Below are 20,305 nucleotides of genomic sequence, written 5' to 3'. Positions count from 1 at the left end.
TACCTGATGATAAGTTAACTTTTTCAATTTGAGAATAACCTTTAGGATAAAAAATATTGTCATCGAATTCTGACGGTGCCTGTACTATAGTACAAGGCGTAATTTGATATTTATTGTTTTAATAATTAATAAAAAAATATTGATTATTTTTATCTAAAAGGTATATTTTGCCATAAAAATCACCTAAATTATTAACAAATTTAATTTGTGCTAATTGAGATGAAGCTTGATAAGATAAACAATTGTCTTCAAAAATAAAATCATAACCACTATACTCTTTTACTACAATAATAAAAATATCTTCATTAGTAAATGAAGCATTAATTTCTTTAAAATCAAAGGTAATACTATCGTTTATTTTATCTGTGCTAACCAAATCATCAAGCAAATAAATATCAATACCATGTGAAAAATAGATATAATTATTTTTTTTGATTGAAGTAAAATGATTGTTATATTTATAACCATGAAAAATAGTATGTTGCGCATTATTAATTGTCGTTACAGGCTTAATTGTAGCTGGTAATAAATATTTTTTATGATCATTTTTTATACTATTTTGCGTTAAATTAATCTCAATTTCGCTAATATTATTGCCCGCATTAAGTTTATCTAGTTTATCAAAATAGATTATTTCAAATATTTTTTCTGGCATATGTTGTTTTGTTAGCTTTTGAGGTAAACACAAAGTTAATAAAAAACCATCCATAGTTTGTAATAGATATTCATGATTAAGTGCAAATTCATCATTCCCTAAACTTATATAGGCATTTTTTAACCTTATATCGATTATACCGGGCTTAATTTCACCATTAATTAACCCTTTATCTGATAAAATTTGTAGATAAATATCGGTATCCACTAATTTAATCTCTATAATTTCATCTAATTTATAATTAAAAACAATAACACTCCTATTCTCTTTCTCAACTTCATCAATCACAATATGGGCATTTAAATCATAACCCAATTTTAAGTCAATTTTATTGTTATCTAAATTTTGCCATCTTTCATTATCAATATCCCAATAATAGCTTTGTTCATTTCAAGGAAGTTCTTCTCTATAATCCAACCAGTTATAACGCTCGATAATATATGTATCTGCTCCTTCGCCACCATTTGCATAACCATTATTTAATATCAACGTATCATTACCTGCCTGCCCATAAATAATATCAATACCTCCCCGCCCATTTAAGATATTATCCTTTTCATTACCTAAAATTAAATCCTGGCTATGTTTACTACCTATAACATTCTCTATATTAATAAAATCTACTAAAACTTCCGTTGAGTAATTTTTTCTTATTAATGCTGCTACATTGGCAAAATTATCAATATAGTTTTCAGTTAAATACTTCAATTCACCTTGTGGTAAATTAATAAACGTTCCTGTTACTTTTGTTAGATTATTGGCTGGCTGGGTGGAACTATCAGTTGTGACTAATTGATAATAAGGTAAGAGTTCGACCGATAATGTATCATTCCCACTATTGCCATCGAAATACTTATTTTCATCCCCTGTTATTTTGTCAAATAATAGAATAAAAACATCGTCAAACTCACCACCAATAAAAATTTTTTTCCCACTACCACAAATAAACTGATTTTTAACTACCTGAGAACCAACAATGGCATCATCACCATTGGCTAAATTAAAGTTAATACCGGTTATAAAATTTATTAAATTATCTTTTGATAAAAATTTTTGCAAACTTTCATTAGAATATTGTATTTGATTATTATTTTGTAATGAATAAATAGCGTTTACTGTCTCGACACTAGGTAATTTTCGATCAAAATAAGGTTGATTAGACATCAGTTTAATAACATGATTATATTTGTTACTAAATAATATTATTTCGTCTGATGGCTGATAAGAAACGGGTATATAGGTTTTTATCTTAGTTAGTTCTATTTGATAACGATTAGGATGTTGCGCAATAATTTTTTCTACTTCTTGTTTAGTAAATTTGCGCTTTATGCTTTCTAGTGTTTCATCAATATGCTGTTGCTTCCACAAATTAAGTGGTAATGACAAAATATCCAAATCATGTTTTAAATATTGAAGATCATATTGATAATCATAATATTTTTTTGCAGTCAGATAACGATTATTGTGGTTATCAAATAAATGATAGAGTGGTAATTCAGCAATATTTTCTTCTTCCAAACGGAAAATACTCAAATTATACCCAGCTGGTTGTAATACTTGCTTAAAAAAATTTGCCTCATTCTGTTGTCGGTAAAGTCTTAACTGAGCCGCAGTTTGTTGCTGTAATAATTTATTTTGGATCGAATAACTCGGTTGCAGTCCTAATATTGAACCAATGGCTAGCTGAAATTTCTCGTGGCTAGTAAGGGCAATTTTTTCCTCTACTCGTTGAATAAGCCGATAAGCATTATAAAACATACCGCCTAACATTAATCCGGTACCGACAATCACCCCTAATGGTCCCGCCGTTGATGATCCCGCCATAATAGCCAAAGCCGTAGAAGCACTAACACCTGCATTGATCAATGATAATATGCCATTAACCAGCAAATCTTGCCTGATTGCCAAATCATGTTCATTTTCTAACTGGCTAAAATTTTCATAGGCATAGTAAAGATCAAAACCAGTTGCGGCAATTGTCAGGCCAGCGTTAACTCGATTAGCAAACCTACTGGCATTACTCAATGAACCACTTACTTTATAAGCCGCTTTTAACAATATTGGTTGTAAAGCCTGCACACTAAAATTAGTGATATTGGCAGCCCAGGCTACTATGAGGTTATCCTCTAATAACTGCCTTTCATTATCAGACAAATTGTCGTTACATAGTTGCATAGTGACAGATTGCGTTGCGGTCACTAATTGGATCAAACTGAATAACGGTATGCTATTAGCAAGTTTATTAACTAATAGTGCATAGCGAGGCAAATGAGATATGCCTTTCTGCAAACTTAATTGTAAATTTTTATCAGCAAATTTTTGACTATTATATTGCTCAATATAAGCAAAGCGCTGCATAATTACAGCAAGATCGTTCAAATTATCACTATTAATGAATAGATCTGTATAATTGTTGATTGAATTAATTTTCGCTTTTAAAATTTTAATTAAGTTAATATTATTTTGACTGTCTTGATAAAAACTAAGGTAATCATTTAAAGCTACCACATCAAAACGTATTTTTTTCTGCCAATCAGTAACGTTTCTAATTGAGAATAGGGATATTTTTTTCTGATCAACATATGCGCCAGCCTGCTGTAAAATAGCAAGTGGAATAACAATTTCATCAATTTTAACTGAAACTTGGCTTTCTTGTTGATTTAGCGGTAATTTTACTATTAATCTCGCTAAATTAGCATAAAATATTTCATCATGCTTTATTTCATATAATTTGATACGATAGGTATTGTTCTGTTCCTTTTTAATACCCAACATGTCATAACGATGATATTTTTTATTACCAATAATAATTTCATCATCAAGATATATTTTCATAAAATATAGAAGATCTTCATATACACTATCTTTTCGAATAAAATCTAATCTTATTTCTCCCATTTTCGGATCATAAATTTTGCAAGTGTAAAAATCATCATTTTTATCCTGCACTAAAATAGTAAAAATATTATTATTTATATCTAACTGATATTTACCTATTGATAATTTTACTAATTGATTAATATTTTTTTCATTCACAATTTTATTTTGCGTAAAAAGATAATCGATACGATCAAATACAGAATTAATATTTGCTAAGAACTGTTGCTCTTCATAAGTTAACGCTCGTTTTCGAGAAAATTCTAATAAACTATGATGGTATTGTAATAACTGAGTTAAATTTTCAATATTATTTTCATTGTAAGCATATAATAATGCTAGATTTCTTCCCAATTGACTATTCATTTGGTAATAAAAAGCATGAGGCATAGGATTTATAGCTATGTTAAACATGGGAAGAGATTTTTTAGCAACTCTATTAGCTAAGCTCATTATATTATTAAGATAATAGTTATGCCATTGCTGGCTCTTTTTTAAAGCGTGCGGCAAACTTAATTGACTGAGTTCACTCCGTTCATCAATACCTGCAAGTTCTATTAATGATGTTTTTAAATTCTCTAATAATTGATGATTATGAATTAACATCATTAATTCTCGCATATTTATTATTCCATTTGGATAGTCGAATAGTTGAGATAATAGATATTTAGAGTAAGGACTAATATAGTGAATAATTTCAGGACGATAGGCAATATTTTCTAATAATATTTTTGCATCATAAGCTTGTTGTTGTATAGTGGGTAAGTTATTATTTAAAAATAACTTACGCCACTCAATGAGTTTCTGAGTACCAATATATTTATTCTCCTCAAAATAATTATTAACTTTTTTATTAATAATAGGATCAAATTTAATTTGATCTATTTTTTTCAAATCTAATAAATTGTTTTCATCAACTAGATAGCTTTGTAAATGATAAGCATATTTATGGCTTTGATTATTGAGATCAATTTTCTCTGTCACAATATCCATTAACAAACTTTGTTCAATAGGAATATTGTTAATATATAACTGTTTTATTTCATTATTATAATTAAATCGATATAATTTTTTATGATCAGCAGCAAGCACATATTGTTCATTTATATATTCTGATGAAAACCATGGTAACTGATAATTTTCTTGCTGATAAGTTGATACAGTACTATTTATGGCTCTTTTTGCTAAATTTATTGCAGTTTCATTGGCAATACCAGTTGGATCATAAGGATTAGCAAGTTGTCCTAAGGCTTGCTGAGAAAAGAAACAAACTTCAGCCGGAATATTTAGACTAAGGTACAGCTTTACTTCACTAAGCGTATCTACTAGTTTTGCCGATGTCATTCCTTCGAATAGAGATTGTTCCTCATACGTCACAATATTACCTAATAATAGCCATTTTTTAATCCCTGTATTATTTAATTTATTTAAATCACCATATTCTAAGATTGCTGTATTTGAATTTTTATCTATTTGGAAAATAAAAGTATTTTCTGGATTATCCTTAGCTAATAACTCAGCCTGTAGACGAAATTTTTTATCGCCAGAAAAACGAAAGATTATTTGTGAGCTATTTTTATTTAATATTTCTGCTGATTTACCTTTTATATTTTCTGCATTTACTTTTGCCCATAATGGCACATTAGAAATATTTTCTCCATTTAACTTATCAATTAATAAACCAATATCATAATTATTATTTATTCGATTCTGATTAGCAAAATAATCAGTAAATATTTTAAATGCCTCGTTATCATAAGCAATTATTTTTAGCAAATCTAAATTTAACTTGCCATCAAAATAATGAAAATATTGGCTAAGATAATTATCATAATTATTTATTATACTTGATAACGAAACATCGCCTGCATGTATTTGTCGTAAAAGATATAAAATTAAAGCTTCACCATTAATGATAATTTCACCACTATTATTATCTTTTTGATACTGATTCTTATAGTATTTTGCCGGCTGTTTACTATCTGTACTCTCATCCAAATAAACTACTTTCCTACCATTGTAATGAATAGCTAAATCTTTAGTATAGGCCACTATGGTAGATTTAAAATCTTTATGCCAAAACTCCTGACTGATATTGAGAGCAAAATTATCCAGTAAATTATTTTGATCAAGCTTACAACCCAATAAGATTATTTTTTCTGGTTCATTATTGACTAATAATGTTTCTTTTAATTTTTTTAGTTTATCAACTATGGTATAAGCACTTTGATTAGCAAATACTCGTTGTTTTTTCTGTTCATCAAAACGACCATGCCCAATTAGTAACCAACGGCTATTGCTAGTTAACAGTTTATCAATATCACCATATACTAGTCGATATTGATTATTTTCCAGATCATATTGAATTAATATTGTATTATTTGGATGTTTACCAATTAAATTTGCCGCCGCTTTATTAATAATTTCTTCACCTTCTAGCTGGATGATAACATTATAAAGATTATTAGCTTGTGCTAGCTGTGGCTTTACTAATTCCATTTTATTTTGCTGAGGAATAAGTTCCGGATTAACTCTTGGATCCCACCAATTATCAAGTTTCATTGGTGCAATATCACCCAAATCCTCATTATTATGAAGTTCAAATAATTCAACGGGAAATTGTTCACGCGACAATATAGCAATAGGATCGGAGAGATAAAATTCTAATAGTTCTCTTCTATTCGGCAAACGATCAATAATGTCGCTACCATTGATTATTTTACGGATCTTATAATTTTCATTAGTTATACGTACATGAAGATTATTATCTGATAATGCTAAAATATTTTTATGTTGGCTAGTAAAGAATTTTAATATTTCATCAACTGAAAGAGAATCCATCAAAATATTAATACGTTTTGGTTTATGTTTTTCACTAATAAATTCTATAAGTGTAGTTCTAGTATTATCATTAAATTTTTTAAAATTAATTTTAGTTTTTAAATCAAGAATAAATCTATTCTGATTTTCACAAAAGATCTTATTGGTTGTTATATTAATTAAGTTTTCATCTAATTTAGGTAAAATTGCCTGTTCGGTAATCTGCTCATTATATTCCATTTCAGAAATAAATACATCAATAGTTCCATCATGGAATCCAATAAAATTATAGCTATCCCGTCTAATCTTAACAATATAATTTAAAAAATCAATAAATATATCTTTATCTTCTATCTGTATTACCCCATTATTAGGGTCAAAAAAAGCATAAATTAATTTTCCTGTTTTACTATTTTTCTCTATTACAATAGCCATCATATGGTCTACAGAGCAAAATTCATAATATTTATTTTTATCTATATCATCAATGTCTATATTTTTTTTGATAAACTCATCAATATTAATTTCATTAAATATATATCTTTGACTATTATTTATTGTTTTTAACCCTCTATCATTATAGTACTTGATATATTTTTCAATATACTTCTTTTTAAGAGAAATAAATGCATTTTCAGGAAAAATTTAATTTCCTCAGTATTATAATTCTCATTATCTAATTAACGTGTTATCTCAACAAATAGTTCTTTGAACCAATATCTATTTTTACGTAAACTTTGCATTTCACTTTCATATGAAATAACTTTTTCCATATAATTGGATATAGTCTCACTTAGATCTTTGTGTGGCCAAAATGGGTATGCGGGATAATAGCTGGCCATATCCATCATATCAAAAGATTCCCGCTGCCGCTTAGCCAAATCAATTAATAAACGATTAAATTTTTCTTGCGCATGAATTTTTCTTGCCTGAAGCATGGCTTTAAAAAGAGGAGGATCGTAGGGAGAGATCTGTTTATCTAAAATTTTTGCCAAATATTTTATACTGGCCAGGTAGTTTTTACCTTGTTCTAAACCTCCCTGACGAACATGTGTTAAATATTCCGAACTAATCGCTGCGCATAAACCTGTAATACCTTCGGTAATCTTACTATCGTTAGCTGCGACAAATTTACTAAAAATAAATAATAATTTATCTTCAAACTCATTATAGATATATTTATCTTGTGAAAAACTAATATCAAAAAAATATTTCATAATATTTGGCATAGTACCTTACCTTATAAATTATTATTTTTTAAAAGTCAAAGTAGATGCCATTAATAACAAAAAATAAAAAAAATAAAAGAGAGTAGTTTATTTTTTAACAAGCAAAAATTAAATAGAAATTTAGGATGATATATAAAAACAAATTAATTTAGTAATATATTTTTATATATTACCATTTTGAAAATTTCAATTAAAAGTAAACCATTAAATTTTTATAATTAAATAATAATATTACTAGAGATAACATCAAATATTAAACCTAATTATAAAATGATTTAATTGTTGCTAAATGGTATGACAGATCTTTAAATTTATGATTTTGTTTTTCATCCCAAATTATAGGTTAATAAGTTTTTAAAATATTGGCACTCTTTTGGCTATTAATAATTTCATCATGTCGAGATGATATTAACATACATTTATGTTTGTTTTTTTGCCTGAAATTATCTACACATTTAGTCATAATATCTAAATACTCTTCTGGCCGGGTAATTTTTCCTATCATGTTTTCATAAGGAAATAGATTGGGATTGATCATTAATTGTTTTATATTACATAAAAATCCTATCCGCTCAGCCCAAAACCCGCCTAAGCCAATACCACAAATTAAAATTGGCTCTTCAGTAACACTTTGAATATTTTTATCAACTTCCTTAAGTAAGTGTTGCATATCATGCCGGGGATATAGAGTACTGTAACTGACAAGACGCACATCCGGATCTATAAATTGTAATTGCATTATTTTTTCGTGGTTACCAGGACTAGTTGAATCAAAACCATGTAAATAAATAATCATATCTACCTCTGCCATTCTTCCCACAAGGACGTTAATGCTAAATTCGCCGCTTGCCAGCGTGGTGTTTTTTGCAATTCAGCTAAAGAGTATGGCTGTGCATGATGAAAAAGATTTACCGTTTGGTTATATTTTTCATTCGGTAAACTATCTAATACATTTATTGCACCGACACGATTATTGCAAATAAGTAGCCTATCACAGCCAGCATTAAGAGCAGCCTGTGCCCGCTCGGCATATCCTCCCATAATCGCCGCTCCGGCCATAGAAAGATCATCAGAAAATATTGTTCCGCTAAATCCTAGCTGTTGGCGCAACACTGATTTTAACCAATAGGCCGAAGCACTCGCTGGCCGTTCATCAATTTTAGTATAGATAATATGCGCTGGCATTATGGCATCAAGTAAACCTCGTTGAATAAAATAACTAAAAATTTTCATATCATGTGAACTGAGCTGAGCTAGTGCACGCTCATCAATTGGTGTCTGTTTATGGGAATCTCCGCTAACCGCTCCATGACCTGGAAAGTGTTTACCTGTTGTTTTCATTCCTGCAGCATGCATACCTGTAATAAAAGCTTCAGCCATCACAATAGCGATATCAAGTTGTTGATGAAAAGAACGATCACCAATCGCAATACAATAATGCCCAATATCCAGCACTGGTGCGAAACTGAGATCAATATCCATCGCAATCATTTCTGCTGCCATTAACCAGCCAGCTTCTGCTGCTAATTTAGCCGCTATATCCTGATCGTTAAGTGCAGCAAAAGCTTGTGCCGCAGGTAGCGCAGTAAATCCTTGCCGAAATCTTTGCACGCGGCCACCTTCTTGATCGACAGTGATAAGTAAACGGTTATGCGCTGCATGGCGAATTTGGCGGACAAGCTCTCTCAGTTGCTCAGGATCATGATAATTGCGGGTAAAAAGAATAATACCACCAACTAGTGGGTGGTTTAGAATTTCACGCTCTTCAGCCTCTAATTCAAATCCCTCAAGATCTAATATAATCGGTCCCATAAATTACCTGCTTAATATCATACTTTATGAACACTGTTTAATATCAGTATGCTCAAACTAAGCCTAACCCTGCTCTAATAGGTTGCGCCAATACCAAGTATTGCGGATTTTTTGTCTGCATCCAGCGAACTTCATACCACATCATTCTCATATAATTAACCCATGGCTGCCATAAGGCAATTAGTTGATTTAATATATAAAAATCTTTATATGCATGTGGCTGCTGACAATAATAGTGCAAAAATTGGTGTTGGGCATTTTTATCCCAATCATTTGTCGCGAATAACGTTGCCAAAGCAAAGGCCAGATCACAGTCAGCAGCATATTCCCAATCTAACAGTTTTAAAACTCCATTCTCAGCCAATAGAACATTTCCACTATGGATATCAAGATGGGCGAGCACTTTTTTGCTGGTTTTAGGTTGGCGGGTATGTTGAAAAAAATGATGTAAATTTAACCAATCAGCTGATAATCTGCGTCGGTCTATTTGATACCAGTAACTGGCTAAATGTTGTTTAAGATGCAGTGAGTAACCCGATAATGGATAGGAATGCAGTGAGGCCAGTCTACGACCTAGTGGTTGATATAATTCTTGTAAACTCGTGCTTGTATCAGTAACCACCTCGCCTGCAAGCCATTCTAATAATAACCAGTCATTATTAGCCCCGATTATCTGGGGAGCAGCAACAAACTGCGTAAGCAGACGTAATATTTTACGCTCTCTTTGTCGATTAATACCTAATAAACGCTCATTTTTTCCTGCAAAACGGGCTATCAATTTAATATTTGGGCTTGCTTTAACATAGAAACTTCCTCCGCTTGCCCCTGGTAATGCTTTAATTTGCCACTTATTAGCGGCTATTGTCGGGTATTTTTGTAATAACAAAATTATAAGTGTTTCTTTTTTATTCAATGCGATTTGTTCCCGACCATAGGATCTCACCCGTTTGTGCTCCCATTAACTGCATTTCAATTTCACTCTGTTGTTGATTACCAGAAATAACTGAATAAAGCACATAATCAGCTTGTACATAACGCGCTAAGCCGATAGCTTTACTTCGCGTAACTAAACTGTCTTCCTGAGATAAGCCCAAAGCTTTACGGGCATTTGCCACCACATCTTGTGGAACTAATTTGAATACATTTTGGTTATTAACAGCATCAATAATGGCGTCGGTTGCTGGCATTAATTGAATTGACATATTGGTATTATTTTTTATTGAATCAATCAATAACACTTTGCCTGACTCAACCCCTGGGGCTTGCACCAATTGATTGGCTAAAGGAATAACCGTGGTTGACCAATCTACTGTTTTTAATTTTGGTAGTTGCGGTACAGTATCTGGCGATGTTGGTGTTATTGGTTGCTCGTTAGGCTCAGTGGGTTCGATTGTAATGACAGGTGCCGGTTTTTTACTCGTTATCGATGAGCAACCGACTAATAGGAATGTCACGACCATAAGTTGAAAAATACGTCTCATTTACTCTTCTCCTGTATACCTTAAATTGCAAGGTAAACTGAATAATAAAGCCTGTGCCAAAATAGCAATATAAATTGCTTTATAATTAAAAGAGTAACCAACAAAACGTTAGTTGTCTCTTTAATAACAAATCCACAAAATAACAATTTAAAAATTTATTTATACTTTTTTGTTAATAGCGGCCCTAAGGGATGACCACCGACTAAATGCATATGAATATGGAAAACTTCCTGACCGGAATGTTGGTTACAATTCATAATTAAACGGTAGCCGCTATCAGCAATACCTTCCTGCTCAGCAATCTTTGCCGCGACTGTGATCATATGGCCTAATGTTTGTTCATGCTCAGGTTTCACATCATTGATGGAAGCGATCAAAATATTGGGAATAATTAAAATATGCACTGGTGCCTGTGGTTCTATATCCCTGAAGGCTGTCACTAAATCATCCTGATAAACAATATCAGCAGGAATTTCACGACGTATAATTTTACTAAAAATTGTTTCTGCTGCCATAATTTCATCCTTTAAATCTTTTTATGAAGTTGCAAGCGGGTTAATCACGTTTAATGGTTAAATGAAAAAGATCACAAAAATTTTGCGTAGTAGCTCGCGCAATTTCTTCAATATCTACGCCTTTTAATTGAGCCAAAAACTGCGCCACATTTCTTACATAAGCTGGCTGATTTTCTTGGCCGCGATAGGGAACGGGCGCCAAGTAAGGTGCATCGGTTTCAATCAAAATGCGATCTAAGGGCACCATACGTGCAGCTTGGCGGATCTGTTCGGCATTACGAAATGTCATTATACCGGAAAATGAGATATAAAGCCCTAAATCTAATAATGCTTTAGCCATCCGCTCATCCTCCGTGAAACAGTGTAAAACCCCACCGCAATCAGCAATCTGTTCTTCTTTTAATATTGTTAATGTGTCTTGCTGGGCTGCTCGCGTATGAATAATAACGGGTTTGTTTAATTGACAACCTATACGAATATGTTGACGAAAAGCGGTTTGTTGTAATTTAGCATTCTCACTTTGGTAGTGATAATCCAAACCTGTTTCACCTAATGCAACAACTTCAGAGCCTGACGCTAAGCAGGCTAGTTCATCAAAATCATAACCTTTATTAAGATCAAGTGGATGTATACCGCATGAAAATGCCACATTGTCACGCTGACCAATCTGCTTTTTCATACTAATGAAGCCCGGCAGCGTGGTCGCAATAGCCAGAATATATTTTACCTCGTTTGCTGCCGCTTTTGCGATAAAATCATCGATATCTTTATGCTTATTCTTATAATCTAAACAATCGAGATGACAGTGAGAATCAACTAAAAACATAATAAACTCTTTTAATTTTGGTGATATAGTGCGCGCTGCCAGTTAATTAACTGAGATGCCAATCGTAATTCCTGATTTAACCCCATCACTGACATTAATTGATAACGACAACTTTGCCATTCCATCGCGCTTTTTAATAAGACATCAGCAGTATTAATAGCGGCCAATTTAGTAATTAATGATGGCTGATCTTGATTAACACAGTAATTACCTGCTTGCTGTTGATATTTTACTGCATCTAACAATAGACTTATCAACCAATTGATCCGTTCGACTGCATCTGGCTGATCCAATTCAGGTAACCAACTGAAAAGTGTCTTAGTTGCTAAATGTTGCATCAGTGATTGGCAGAATTGCTTTCTTTTTTGCCAATTTTCTGGCTGTAACAGGGCTAACGCAGCCAGAGGTGCTGCCGCATTAAGTTTTATGGCCGTTTCAATATCAACTAACGCTAACGATATTTTTTGTTTTTGTAGCCAAGAAATAGCCGTTTTATGCTCCGGCGCAGGAAGATAATAATAGAAACAGCGACTACGTAAAGTAGCTAGCAATAGTGCAGGATCACGACACTCTAACAAAAAATAGGTATTGTTCGTCGGTTCTTCTAAAGTTTTCAATAACGCATTACTTGCCGCTTCGGTTAATGCTTCAATACGAGGAAACCAAATAACTTTAGCGCCACCTTGCTGTGCATGGCTAACTAAAACTTCGGTTAAATAACGAATACTTTCAATACCTATCGTATTTTTACCCTTCTCGGCGTCAATTTTATACCAGTCTGGATGCGTCTTTGCTAACATTAGTTGACAACTATGACAACTACCACAGCTTTTCATCGCCGACGGCTGTTGGCATATTAGCCATCGGCTAATAGCATAAACGAGTGCCTCACTTCCCATTCCAGCATTAGCATGTAACAACAATGCATGATGCCCTTGCTTGTTTTGGTGCATAGCAATTATTTGTCTATATGCATGATTTAACCATGGATACCAGTTCATTTTACTTGCCTTGAGCTGTCAACCAATTCAATAATGCATGGCGAATGGTTTTTTGCACTTCTTCTAATGATTGGTTAGCATCAATTGTGATGATTGTGTCATCTTCAGCGGCTAATTCAAGGTAGCGCTGACGGGTTCGTTTAAAAAAGTCTAATGACTCTTTTTCTATCCGATCTAGTTCACCACGCTCCCGCGCTCGCTGCAAGCCTAGAGCAGGTTCTATATCAAGATAGAGTGTTAGATCAGGTCGAAAATCATCCAGGATGCTATTACGTAATACTTTCATTAAGTTGGGGGAAAGCCCACGTCCTCCACCTTGATATGCTTGTGATGAGAGATCATGGCGATCACCAATAACCCATCTTCCCTTTGCCAAAGCGGGCTTGATAACATTTTCAATCAATTGGATACGCGCGGCATAAAGCATGAGTAGCTCCGCTTTATCAGTGACTTTTTCCTCAGCCGTACCATGCTTAATTAATTGACGCAATTTTTCTGCTAACGGTGTTCCTCCTGGCTCCCGGGTAAAATCAATCTCAGTTATTCCTATCTTAGCAAGTGTTTCTACAACCGTTTTTATCGCAGTAGTTTTTCCTGCGCCTTCAAGACCTTCAATAACTATATAACGACTTTTCATTCATTTTTATCTTTTGTCTGACGATAATGTTTAACCGCCTGATTATGATCATTAATATTGGTAGTAAAAGTATGCCCACCATTACCCGTGGCAACAAAATAAAAATAACCAGTTTCATCAGGATGAGCTGCTGCTTTAATTGAAGCTCTGCCGGGCATAGCAATTGGCGAAGGTGGCAAACCAGCAATCAAATATGTGTTATAAGGACTTGATTTATTTAAGTCACTACGATAGAGCACCCCACGGTATTTATCACCTAAACCATATATAACAGTGGGATCCGTTTGCAGCCGCATTTTTTTCTTTAATCGATTAATAAAAACTGATGCTACTTTAGCTCTCTCCGTATCAATCCCCGTCTCTTTTTCAATAATTGAAGCCATAATTAACATTTCATATGGTGTTTTATATGGCAGATTAGCCGCCCGTCCTTGCCATTCATATTCTAGCGCCATTAACATTCTCTGATGCGCGCGCTTTAATATATCAATATCACTCATTCCCGCTGTGTAATAATAAGTATCTGGATAAAACCTCCCCTCTAATAATTGGCCAGATGCTAACCCTAGATCCTGCGCTAATTTATCCGTAGATTGATTGCCAATAGTCTGTTTTAAATAAGGGGCTTGCTGTAATAATTTTTTCCAATCTTCGAAGCGAGAACCTTCAATGAACAGCAAACTAAATTGCGCCTCTTTACCAGCAGAAAACATTTTTAACATTGACCGCAAAGACATGCCAGGATTTAATCGATATGTTCCCGCTTTAAATTGCGCTAATGGGGGTTCCAGTTTCAGTAACCATTGAAAAATATCCGTCGGATTTATGATTTTCTGTTCTGTCAACAATAATTCTAATCCTGCTCGCCCTGTACCTGCAGGTAAAGTAAAAATAGTAGTTTCATCAATATTAATCGCTGTATCAGCGTAATTTTGTATCTGACGATAAAATGTATAAAGAATACAGCCACTCAATATTAATAAAAAAATAATCGACCACAATATACGTCTTGCATACTTCATTTAACACTCGTTTCCTAATATTACACTACAAAAATTAATCTAATATTAATCGCAAAATTAATTCAACCTCAAACAATATGGCAAAAGAAAATTGAATAACTCACGAGAAGAATAGTGCCATACGGGTTGCTTTGTCTGAGTTAAAATACGGTTAACCGATAATATAGGCATTAAAGCATTGGTAATTATTACCTCATCGCTATACGCCAATATATTAGGATAGTCGCTGATATAGAAAAGTTCATAATCAGTATCAGATAAACAGGCAATAACCTGTTTGCGCATTATACCTTCAACACCAGCGTGATCTAAATTTGGCGTATAAATTTGTTTACCTTTACGCAAAAAAATATTTGCTGCACAACATCCAATCAATATGCCATTCGTGTCCGTCACAATAGCTTCATCAACATTCAATAACTCAATTTGTTGCTTTATTAATATTTGCTCTAAGCGATTTAGATGTTTAATGCCAGCCAAATAACGATTGTTATTTACAGTTATTGAACTCAACGCTAAATCAATACCTGTTTGCTGTTGACTTAAATAAATAGCTGGATAATCAGTTAACGAAATAATGACTGTTGCTTTGTTGAAGCCCGCTAAGCTATACCCTCGCCCACCTTCACCACGACTAACAATAACTTTAATAACTGCTAAATCCTTTTTATTCAATTGCGCTATCTTGTTTATATCAGCAACCAATTTTTGCCAATCCGGTGTAGGTAAAAGTAGTTGTTTAACCCCTTTTTGTAATCGATAAATATGATGCGACAATAAGGCAGGTTGATGCCCAACCACCCGGATTGTTGTAAAACAGCCATCACCAAATTGAACAGCTCTATCCTCTACAGAAATATTATTTCGCTGCTCACCATTAATCCAACATATCATTTTGTTAACTTATTTTTCAAACTGAATACCTACTATTTATCGCTACAGTTTATGAGAAATTGCCTATTTACAGCAATAAAAAAGCCTCAACTTAAGTCAAGTTGAGGCCTATTTATAAGAAAATATCAATTAATTAACTTTACGGAAAATAATCGAGCCATTTGTACCACCAAAACCAAAAGAATTGCATAATGCATACTGCATATCTTTAACTCTACGTGCCATTTCAGGTACAAAATCTAGCGGGCCTGTCTTCACTAATTTATCTAATTTACTATCGAGATTTTCAAGGTTAATCGTTGGTGGAATAAGTTGATCTCTTAACGACAAAATCGTAAAAATAGCTTCAATTGCACCTGCTGCTCCTAATAAATGACCGGTCATCGATTTAGTCGAGCTAACCATTATTTTACTCTGGCCTGTGTAAATCGACGCAACTGCACGCGCTTCAGCAATATCTCCTGCTGGTGTAGATGTACCATGAGCGTTAATATAACCTATTTTCTCGGCTTCTATACCTGCATCGTGTAATGCATTTATCATAGCCAGTGCTGCACCTTCACCATTCTCTGGTGGTGACGTCATATGATAGGCATCACTACTCATGCCAAAACCAGCTAATTCAGCATAAATTTTAGCGCCTCGAGCTTTAGCATGTTCATACTCTTCCAGCACCAAAATACCGGCTCCATCACCTAATACAAAACCATCTCGCTCCTGATCCCAAGGGCGGCTTGCTCGCTCAGGTTCGTCGTTACGTCTTGATAAGGCTTTAAGGGCACCAAATCCAGCAATTCCTAAAGATGTACTTGCTTTTTCTGCGCCACCTGCCAGCATGATATCAGCGTCACCATAAGCAATAATACGCGCGGCATGACCAATATTATGCACCCCTGAAGTGCAAGCAGTAGCAATAGAGATAGTGGGGCCTTTAAAACCATAAATAATACTTAAGTGCCCAGCTACCATGTTGATAATGGTTGAAGGGACAAAAAAAGGACTTACTTTACGTGGACCATTAGTCAGCAAATCATTACAGTTTTCCTGGATTAGACCTAATCCGCCAATGCCAGAACCAATTGCGGCTCCAATACGATGCGCATTTTTTTCTGTAATTTCTATGCCTGCATCTTTGATAGCTTGTTTACCCGCAGCAAGCCCATATTGAATAAAAAGATCCATCTTGCGCGCATCTTTGGCCGAAATACCATAATCTTCATGCTTAAAATCTTTAACTAGACCGGCGAACTTGGTTGTATAGTTTTCAGTGTTAAAATGCTCTATAAGGCTGATGCCACTCTGTCCAGCACATACAGCATTCCAAGATGATTCAACTGTGTTGCCGACAGGAGATAACATGCCGAGTCCAGTCACAACTACTCGACGCTTAGACACGTATATCCTCCAGAAAAAGAAATAAGTTTTGGTGAAAATATAGGCGGTCGATTGACCGCCTGAATATGTGCATAAATGCTCTCTATAATTAAATTTGCGGCTTATGCTTGATGAGCATTGATATAATCAATAGCAGCTTGCACTGTCGTGATTTTTTCCGCTTCTTCATCAGGAATTTCAGTATCAAACTCTTCTTCTAATGCCATTACTAGTTCAACAGTGTCAAGAGAATCCGCACCTAAATCCTCAACAAATGAAGCATTATTTTTAACTTCCTCTTGTTTAACACCTAACTGTTCACCAATTATTTTCTTAACACGTTCTTCTATAGTACTCATACTATTTAAATTCCTATTAAAACTCGCTTTCACGATGATTTTCGTAGTTTAGATACAGGAAAGGCACAACCCAATCCTGGCTATTCGAACCTGATTTCGCATTATTATATGCTATTTTAGCATTAATCATGCAAATGATTCATTGGTTTTTAAATCATACACATGCCACCATTGACATGTAATGTTTCACCCGTGATGTAAGCCGCCTCATCAGAAGCTAAGAATGCTACAGCACTGGCAATTTCTTTTGCATCACCGAGCCGCCCCACAGGAACATTAGCTAAAATGCCTGCTTGCTGTTCGTCTGTCAACGCTCGAGTCATATCCGTTTCTATAAAACCAGGAGAAACAACATTCACCGTAATACCACGGGTAGCTACTTCACGCGCTAACGATTTACTAAAAGCGATAACACCTGCTTTAGCCGCTGCATAATTTGCCTGTCCAATATTACCCATTGTACCGATCACTGAGCCAACAGAGATAATGCGCCCATAACGTTTTTTCATCATTGAACGCATTATAGCTTTGGATAAACTAAAGATCGAAGTTAAGTTTGTATCAATAACTTTGTTCCACTCTTCTTTTTTCATTCGCAGCAATAGATTATCACTGGTAATACCTGCATTATTGACTAAAATATCAATTTCACCAAATTCTTCACGAATTTTAGATAGAGTAGTATCAATAGATTCAGTATCTGTCACATTCAAGACATAACCTTTACCTTTATCACCAAGATAGCTACTAATCGCCTTAGCACCTTCTTCGCTTGTAGCGGTACCAATTACTTTTGCACCACGTTCAGCCAACAGTTCAGCTATTGAGCGCCCGATACCACGACTAGCTCCAGTTACCAAGGCTATTTTTCCATCAAAACTCATGTTTTCCTCAATTATCTATCAACGCAGCGTTTAATGATGCCCTATCATTAATTGCTGCTGAATTAATCGTACTCACAATGCGCTTAGTTAAACCAATCAATACTTTACCTGGCCCTATTTCTAATAGTTGCACGATCCCTTGCTCCGCCATGAATTCGATGGTTTCAACCCAGCGTACAGGATTATACAGCTGCCTGACTAAGGCATGCCGAATGCCGTCTACCGAATTTTCGATTTTAACATCAACATTATTTACAACAGCGATGTTAGGTTTATTAAACACAACTTCTTCTAATGCTTGTGCTAATTTGTTTGCTGCGGGCTGCATTAAAGCACAATGTGAAGGTACACTGACCGCCAATGGCAAAGTACGTTTTGCCCCAGCAGCTTTACATAAGGCTGCTGCTCTCTCAACAGCACTCTTTTCACCTGCAATGACAACCTGTCCAGGCGAATTAAAATTAACAGCCGAAACGACTTGACCTTGCGCAGCTTGCTGGCATGATGCTAATACCGATTCATTATCTAGACCAATAATTGCATACATAGCACCCATTCCTGCCGGTACAGACTCTTGCATCAATTGCCCGCGTAGTTCTACTAATTTGACAGCGGACTTAAAATCGATGACGTCGGCACAAACCAATGCAGAATATTCACCTAAACTATGGCCTGCCATAAGTTTAGGCATTTTGCCTTTTTTTTCCTGCCATACTCGAAAAATTGCCACAGATGCGGTTAAAAGTGCTGGCTGCGTTTTCCAAGTCTTATTTAACTCTTCTTCTGAGCCATTCTGAACCAAATCCCATAAATCATATCCTAAGACATCAGAAGACGCAGCAAACGTTTCCTCTACTACGGTAAACTCTTTTGCTAAATCAGCTAACATACCTAGAGATTGAGAACCTTGGCCAGGAAAGATCATTGCAAAATTAGACATTTTTATTTTCCTGTATAACTTAAAAACGGATCAGCGCTGAACCCCAAGTAAAACCGCCGCCAAATGCTTCAAGCAATACCATTTGGCCGCGCTGAATACGGCCATCTCTGACAGCTTCATCAAACGCTGTCGGTACTGAAGCCGCTGAAGTATTACCATGTCTATCCAGAGTAATAACCACTTTATCAATTGGCATAGCCAGTTTTTTTGCTGTTGCTTGAATAATGCGTAAATTAGCTTGATGAGGGACTAACCAATCTAATTTTGATTTATCGAGCGCATTTTTTTCTAATGTTTCATCCACAATATTGGCTAACTCATTCACCGCTACCTTAAAAACCTCATTACCCGCCATGGTCACATATGTTGGCTCGGCGTGTTTACTATGCTCTTGATGACGTAAAGTTAACAAATCACCATAATTACCATTGGCATGTAAATGAGTTGACAAAATCCCAGGCTCTTGTGAACAACCGACAACAATTGCACCCGCGGCATCACCAAATAAAATGAGTGTACTACGATCATTCGGATCTAATACGCTTGATAATACATCAGAACCGATAACTAATACCTTTTTCGCCATCCCCGTTTTAATAAACTGATCACTAATACTTAATGCATAAGTAAAGCCAGCGCATGCAGCAGCAATATCAAATGCGGCGCAGTTTGGAATACCTAATATTTGCTGAATTTGACACGCTGCACTAGGAAAAGCATGAGTCGAAGAAGTCGTTGCGACAATGATTAAATCAATTTCATTAGCTGCAATGCCTGCCATTTCCAACGCCTTTTGCGCAGCTTTAGCGCCCATTGTAGATACGTTATCTTCTCCTGTAGCAATACGGCGTTCTTTAATCCCTGTACGGGTAGTTATCCATTCGTCAGAGGTATCTACCATTTTTTCTAAATCAGCATTCGTACGAATCTGTACAGGCAAATAACTGCCAGTACCTAAGATTTTTGTATACATTTTGCT

17 protein-coding genes and 1 pseudogene are annotated in these 20,305 nt (G+C 34.5%); all 18 read right to left on the bottom strand.

The features are described from left to right. Nucleotides 1-118 precede the first annotated feature (118 nt). The gene (locus LDL57_RS06025) at nt 119-970 is read right to left on the bottom strand and encodes a hypothetical protein (protein ID WP_180560234.1); all 852 of its coding nucleotides are present in this window, start codon (nt 968-970) and stop codon (nt 119-121) included. Nucleotides 971-1,045: 75 nt separating this feature from the next. Continuing rightward, nucleotides 1,046-6,790 (bottom strand): C80 family cysteine peptidase, encoded by a 5,745-nt coding sequence (locus tag LDL57_RS06020; RefSeq protein WP_225507263.1) that lies wholly within the window; start codon nt 6,788-6,790, stop codon nt 1,046-1,048. A gap of 242 nt (nt 6,791-7,032) precedes the next feature. Then, the gene (locus LDL57_RS06015) at nt 7,033-7,581 is read right to left on the bottom strand and encodes a hypothetical protein (protein WP_180560232.1); all 549 of its coding nucleotides are present in this window, start codon (nt 7,579-7,581) and stop codon (nt 7,033-7,035) included. A gap of 259 nt (nt 7,582-7,840) precedes the next feature. Beyond that, nucleotides 7,841-8,377 (bottom strand): annotated as a pseudogene (gene ycfP / locus LDL57_RS06010) (alpha/beta hydrolase YcfP). A gap of 2 nt (nt 8,378-8,379) precedes the next feature. Then, entirely contained in the window at nt 8,380-9,393 is a 1,014-nt protein-coding gene (gene nagZ, locus LDL57_RS06005) for a beta-N-acetylhexosaminidase (RefSeq protein WP_180560231.1), read from the bottom strand. A 52-nt stretch (nt 9,394-9,445) separates the two neighbouring features. Beyond that, nucleotides 9,446-10,336: a phosphotransferase gene (locus tag LDL57_RS06000; protein ID WP_180560230.1), complete on the bottom strand. Its 891-nt coding sequence runs from the start codon at nt 10,334-10,336 to the stop codon at nt 9,446-9,448. Beyond that, the gene (gene lpoB / locus LDL57_RS05995; RefSeq protein ID WP_180560229.1) at nt 10,299-10,874 is read right to left on the bottom strand and encodes a penicillin-binding protein activator LpoB; all 576 of its coding nucleotides are present in this window, start codon (nt 10,872-10,874) and stop codon (nt 10,299-10,301) included. The genes LDL57_RS06000 and lpoB overlap by 38 nt, the downstream gene beginning before the upstream one ends. Before the next feature lie 155 nt (nt 10,875-11,029). After that, nucleotides 11,030-11,389: a purine nucleoside phosphoramidase gene (gene hinT / locus LDL57_RS05990; protein WP_180560228.1), complete on the bottom strand. Its 360-nt coding sequence runs from the start codon at nt 11,387-11,389 to the stop codon at nt 11,030-11,032. Between the two features lie 40 nt (nt 11,390-11,429). Then, nucleotides 11,430-12,215 carry a metal-dependent hydrolase gene (locus LDL57_RS05985; protein WP_180560227.1) on the bottom strand — a complete coding sequence of 262 codons (786 nt, stop codon included), beginning with the start codon at nt 12,213-12,215 and terminating at the stop codon, nt 11,430-11,432. Between the two features lie 11 nt (nt 12,216-12,226). Next, a complete protein-coding gene (holB, locus tag LDL57_RS05980) occupies nt 12,227-13,216 on the bottom strand; it encodes a DNA polymerase III subunit delta' (protein ID WP_180560226.1) in 990 nt (329 codons plus the stop codon). A gap of 1 nt (nt 13,217) precedes the next feature. Then, the gene (gene tmk / locus LDL57_RS05975) at nt 13,218-13,853 is read right to left on the bottom strand and encodes a dTMP kinase (RefSeq protein WP_180560225.1); all 636 of its coding nucleotides are present in this window, start codon (nt 13,851-13,853) and stop codon (nt 13,218-13,220) included. After that, nucleotides 13,850-14,875: an endolytic transglycosylase MltG gene (mltG, locus tag LDL57_RS05970; RefSeq protein WP_180560224.1), complete on the bottom strand. Its 1,026-nt coding sequence runs from the start codon at nt 14,873-14,875 to the stop codon at nt 13,850-13,852. The genes tmk and mltG overlap by 4 nt, the downstream gene beginning before the upstream one ends. A 57-nt stretch (nt 14,876-14,932) precedes the next feature. Further along, a complete protein-coding gene (gene pabC / locus LDL57_RS05965) occupies nt 14,933-15,769 on the bottom strand; it encodes an aminodeoxychorismate lyase (RefSeq protein WP_180560223.1) in 837 nt (278 codons plus the stop codon). Between the two features lie 129 nt (nt 15,770-15,898). Next, a complete protein-coding gene (fabF, locus tag LDL57_RS05960) occupies nt 15,899-17,164 on the bottom strand; it encodes a beta-ketoacyl-ACP synthase II (protein WP_180560222.1) in 1,266 nt (421 codons plus the stop codon). 101 nt (nt 17,165-17,265) lie between these two features. After that, a complete protein-coding gene (gene acpP / locus LDL57_RS05955) occupies nt 17,266-17,502 on the bottom strand; it encodes an acyl carrier protein (protein WP_180560221.1) in 237 nt (78 codons plus the stop codon). A gap of 149 nt (nt 17,503-17,651) precedes the next feature. After that, complete coding sequence (gene fabG, locus LDL57_RS05950; RefSeq protein WP_180560220.1) at nt 17,652-18,386, bottom strand: 3-oxoacyl-ACP reductase FabG; 735 nt, start codon at nt 18,384-18,386, stop codon at nt 17,652-17,654. 7 nt (nt 18,387-18,393) lie between these two features. Then, a complete protein-coding gene (gene fabD / locus LDL57_RS05945) occupies nt 18,394-19,326 on the bottom strand; it encodes an ACP S-malonyltransferase (protein WP_180560219.1) in 933 nt (310 codons plus the stop codon). A gap of 19 nt (nt 19,327-19,345) precedes the next feature. Further along, nucleotides 19,346-20,299, bottom strand: coding sequence for a beta-ketoacyl-ACP synthase III (locus LDL57_RS05940; protein ID WP_180560218.1), 954 nt, complete (start codon nt 20,297-20,299; stop codon nt 19,346-19,348). Nucleotides 20,300-20,305 lie beyond the last annotated feature (6 nt).

Source organism: Arsenophonus apicola (assembly GCF_020268605.1).
Taxonomy (GTDB): Bacteria; Pseudomonadota; Gammaproteobacteria; order Enterobacterales; family Enterobacteriaceae; genus Arsenophonus; species Arsenophonus apicola.
This window is presented reverse-complemented; position numbering and strand designations above follow the sequence as displayed.

Coding starts and splice junctions, on each gene's coding strand:
- acpP (WP_180560221.1), bottom strand. CDS start 17,502: ATGAGTACTATAGAAGAACGTGTTAAGAAAATAATTGGTGAACAGTTA.
- fabD (WP_180560219.1), bottom strand. CDS start 19,326: ATGTCTAATTTTGCAATGATCTTTCCTGGCCAAGGTTCTCAATCTCTA.
- mltG (WP_180560224.1), bottom strand. CDS start 14,875: ATGAAGTATGCAAGACGTATATTGTGGTCGATTATTTTTTTATTAATA.
- LDL57_RS06015 (WP_180560232.1), bottom strand. CDS start 7,581: ATGCCAAATATTATGAAATATTTTTTTGATATTAGTTTTTCACAAGAT.
- fabG (WP_180560220.1), bottom strand. CDS start 18,386: ATGAGTTTTGATGGAAAAATAGCCTTGGTAACTGGAGCTAGTCGTGGT.
- tmk (WP_180560225.1), bottom strand. CDS start 13,853: ATGAAAAGTCGTTATATAGTTATTGAAGGTCTTGAAGGCGCAGGAAAA.
- lpoB (WP_180560229.1), bottom strand. CDS start 10,874: ATGAGACGTATTTTTCAACTTATGGTCGTGACATTCCTATTAGTCGGT.
- pabC (WP_180560223.1), bottom strand. CDS start 15,769: ATGATATGTTGGATTAATGGTGAGCAGCGAAATAATATTTCTGTAGAG.
- hinT (WP_180560228.1), bottom strand. CDS start 11,389: ATGGCAGCAGAAACAATTTTTAGTAAAATTATACGTCGTGAAATTCCT.
- LDL57_RS06020 (WP_225507263.1), bottom strand. CDS start 6,790: ATGATGGCTATTGTAATAGAGAAAAATAGTAAAACAGGAAAATTAATT.
- LDL57_RS05940 (WP_180560218.1), bottom strand. CDS start 20,299: ATGTATACAAAAATCTTAGGTACTGGCAGTTATTTGCCTGTACAGATT.
- nagZ (WP_180560231.1), bottom strand. CDS start 9,393: ATGGGACCGATTATATTAGATCTTGAGGGATTTGAATTAGAGGCTGAA.
- LDL57_RS05985 (WP_180560227.1), bottom strand. CDS start 12,215: ATGTTTTTAGTTGATTCTCACTGTCATCTCGATTGTTTAGATTATAAG.
- holB (WP_180560226.1), bottom strand. CDS start 13,216: ATGAACTGGTATCCATGGTTAAATCATGCATATAGACAAATAATTGCT.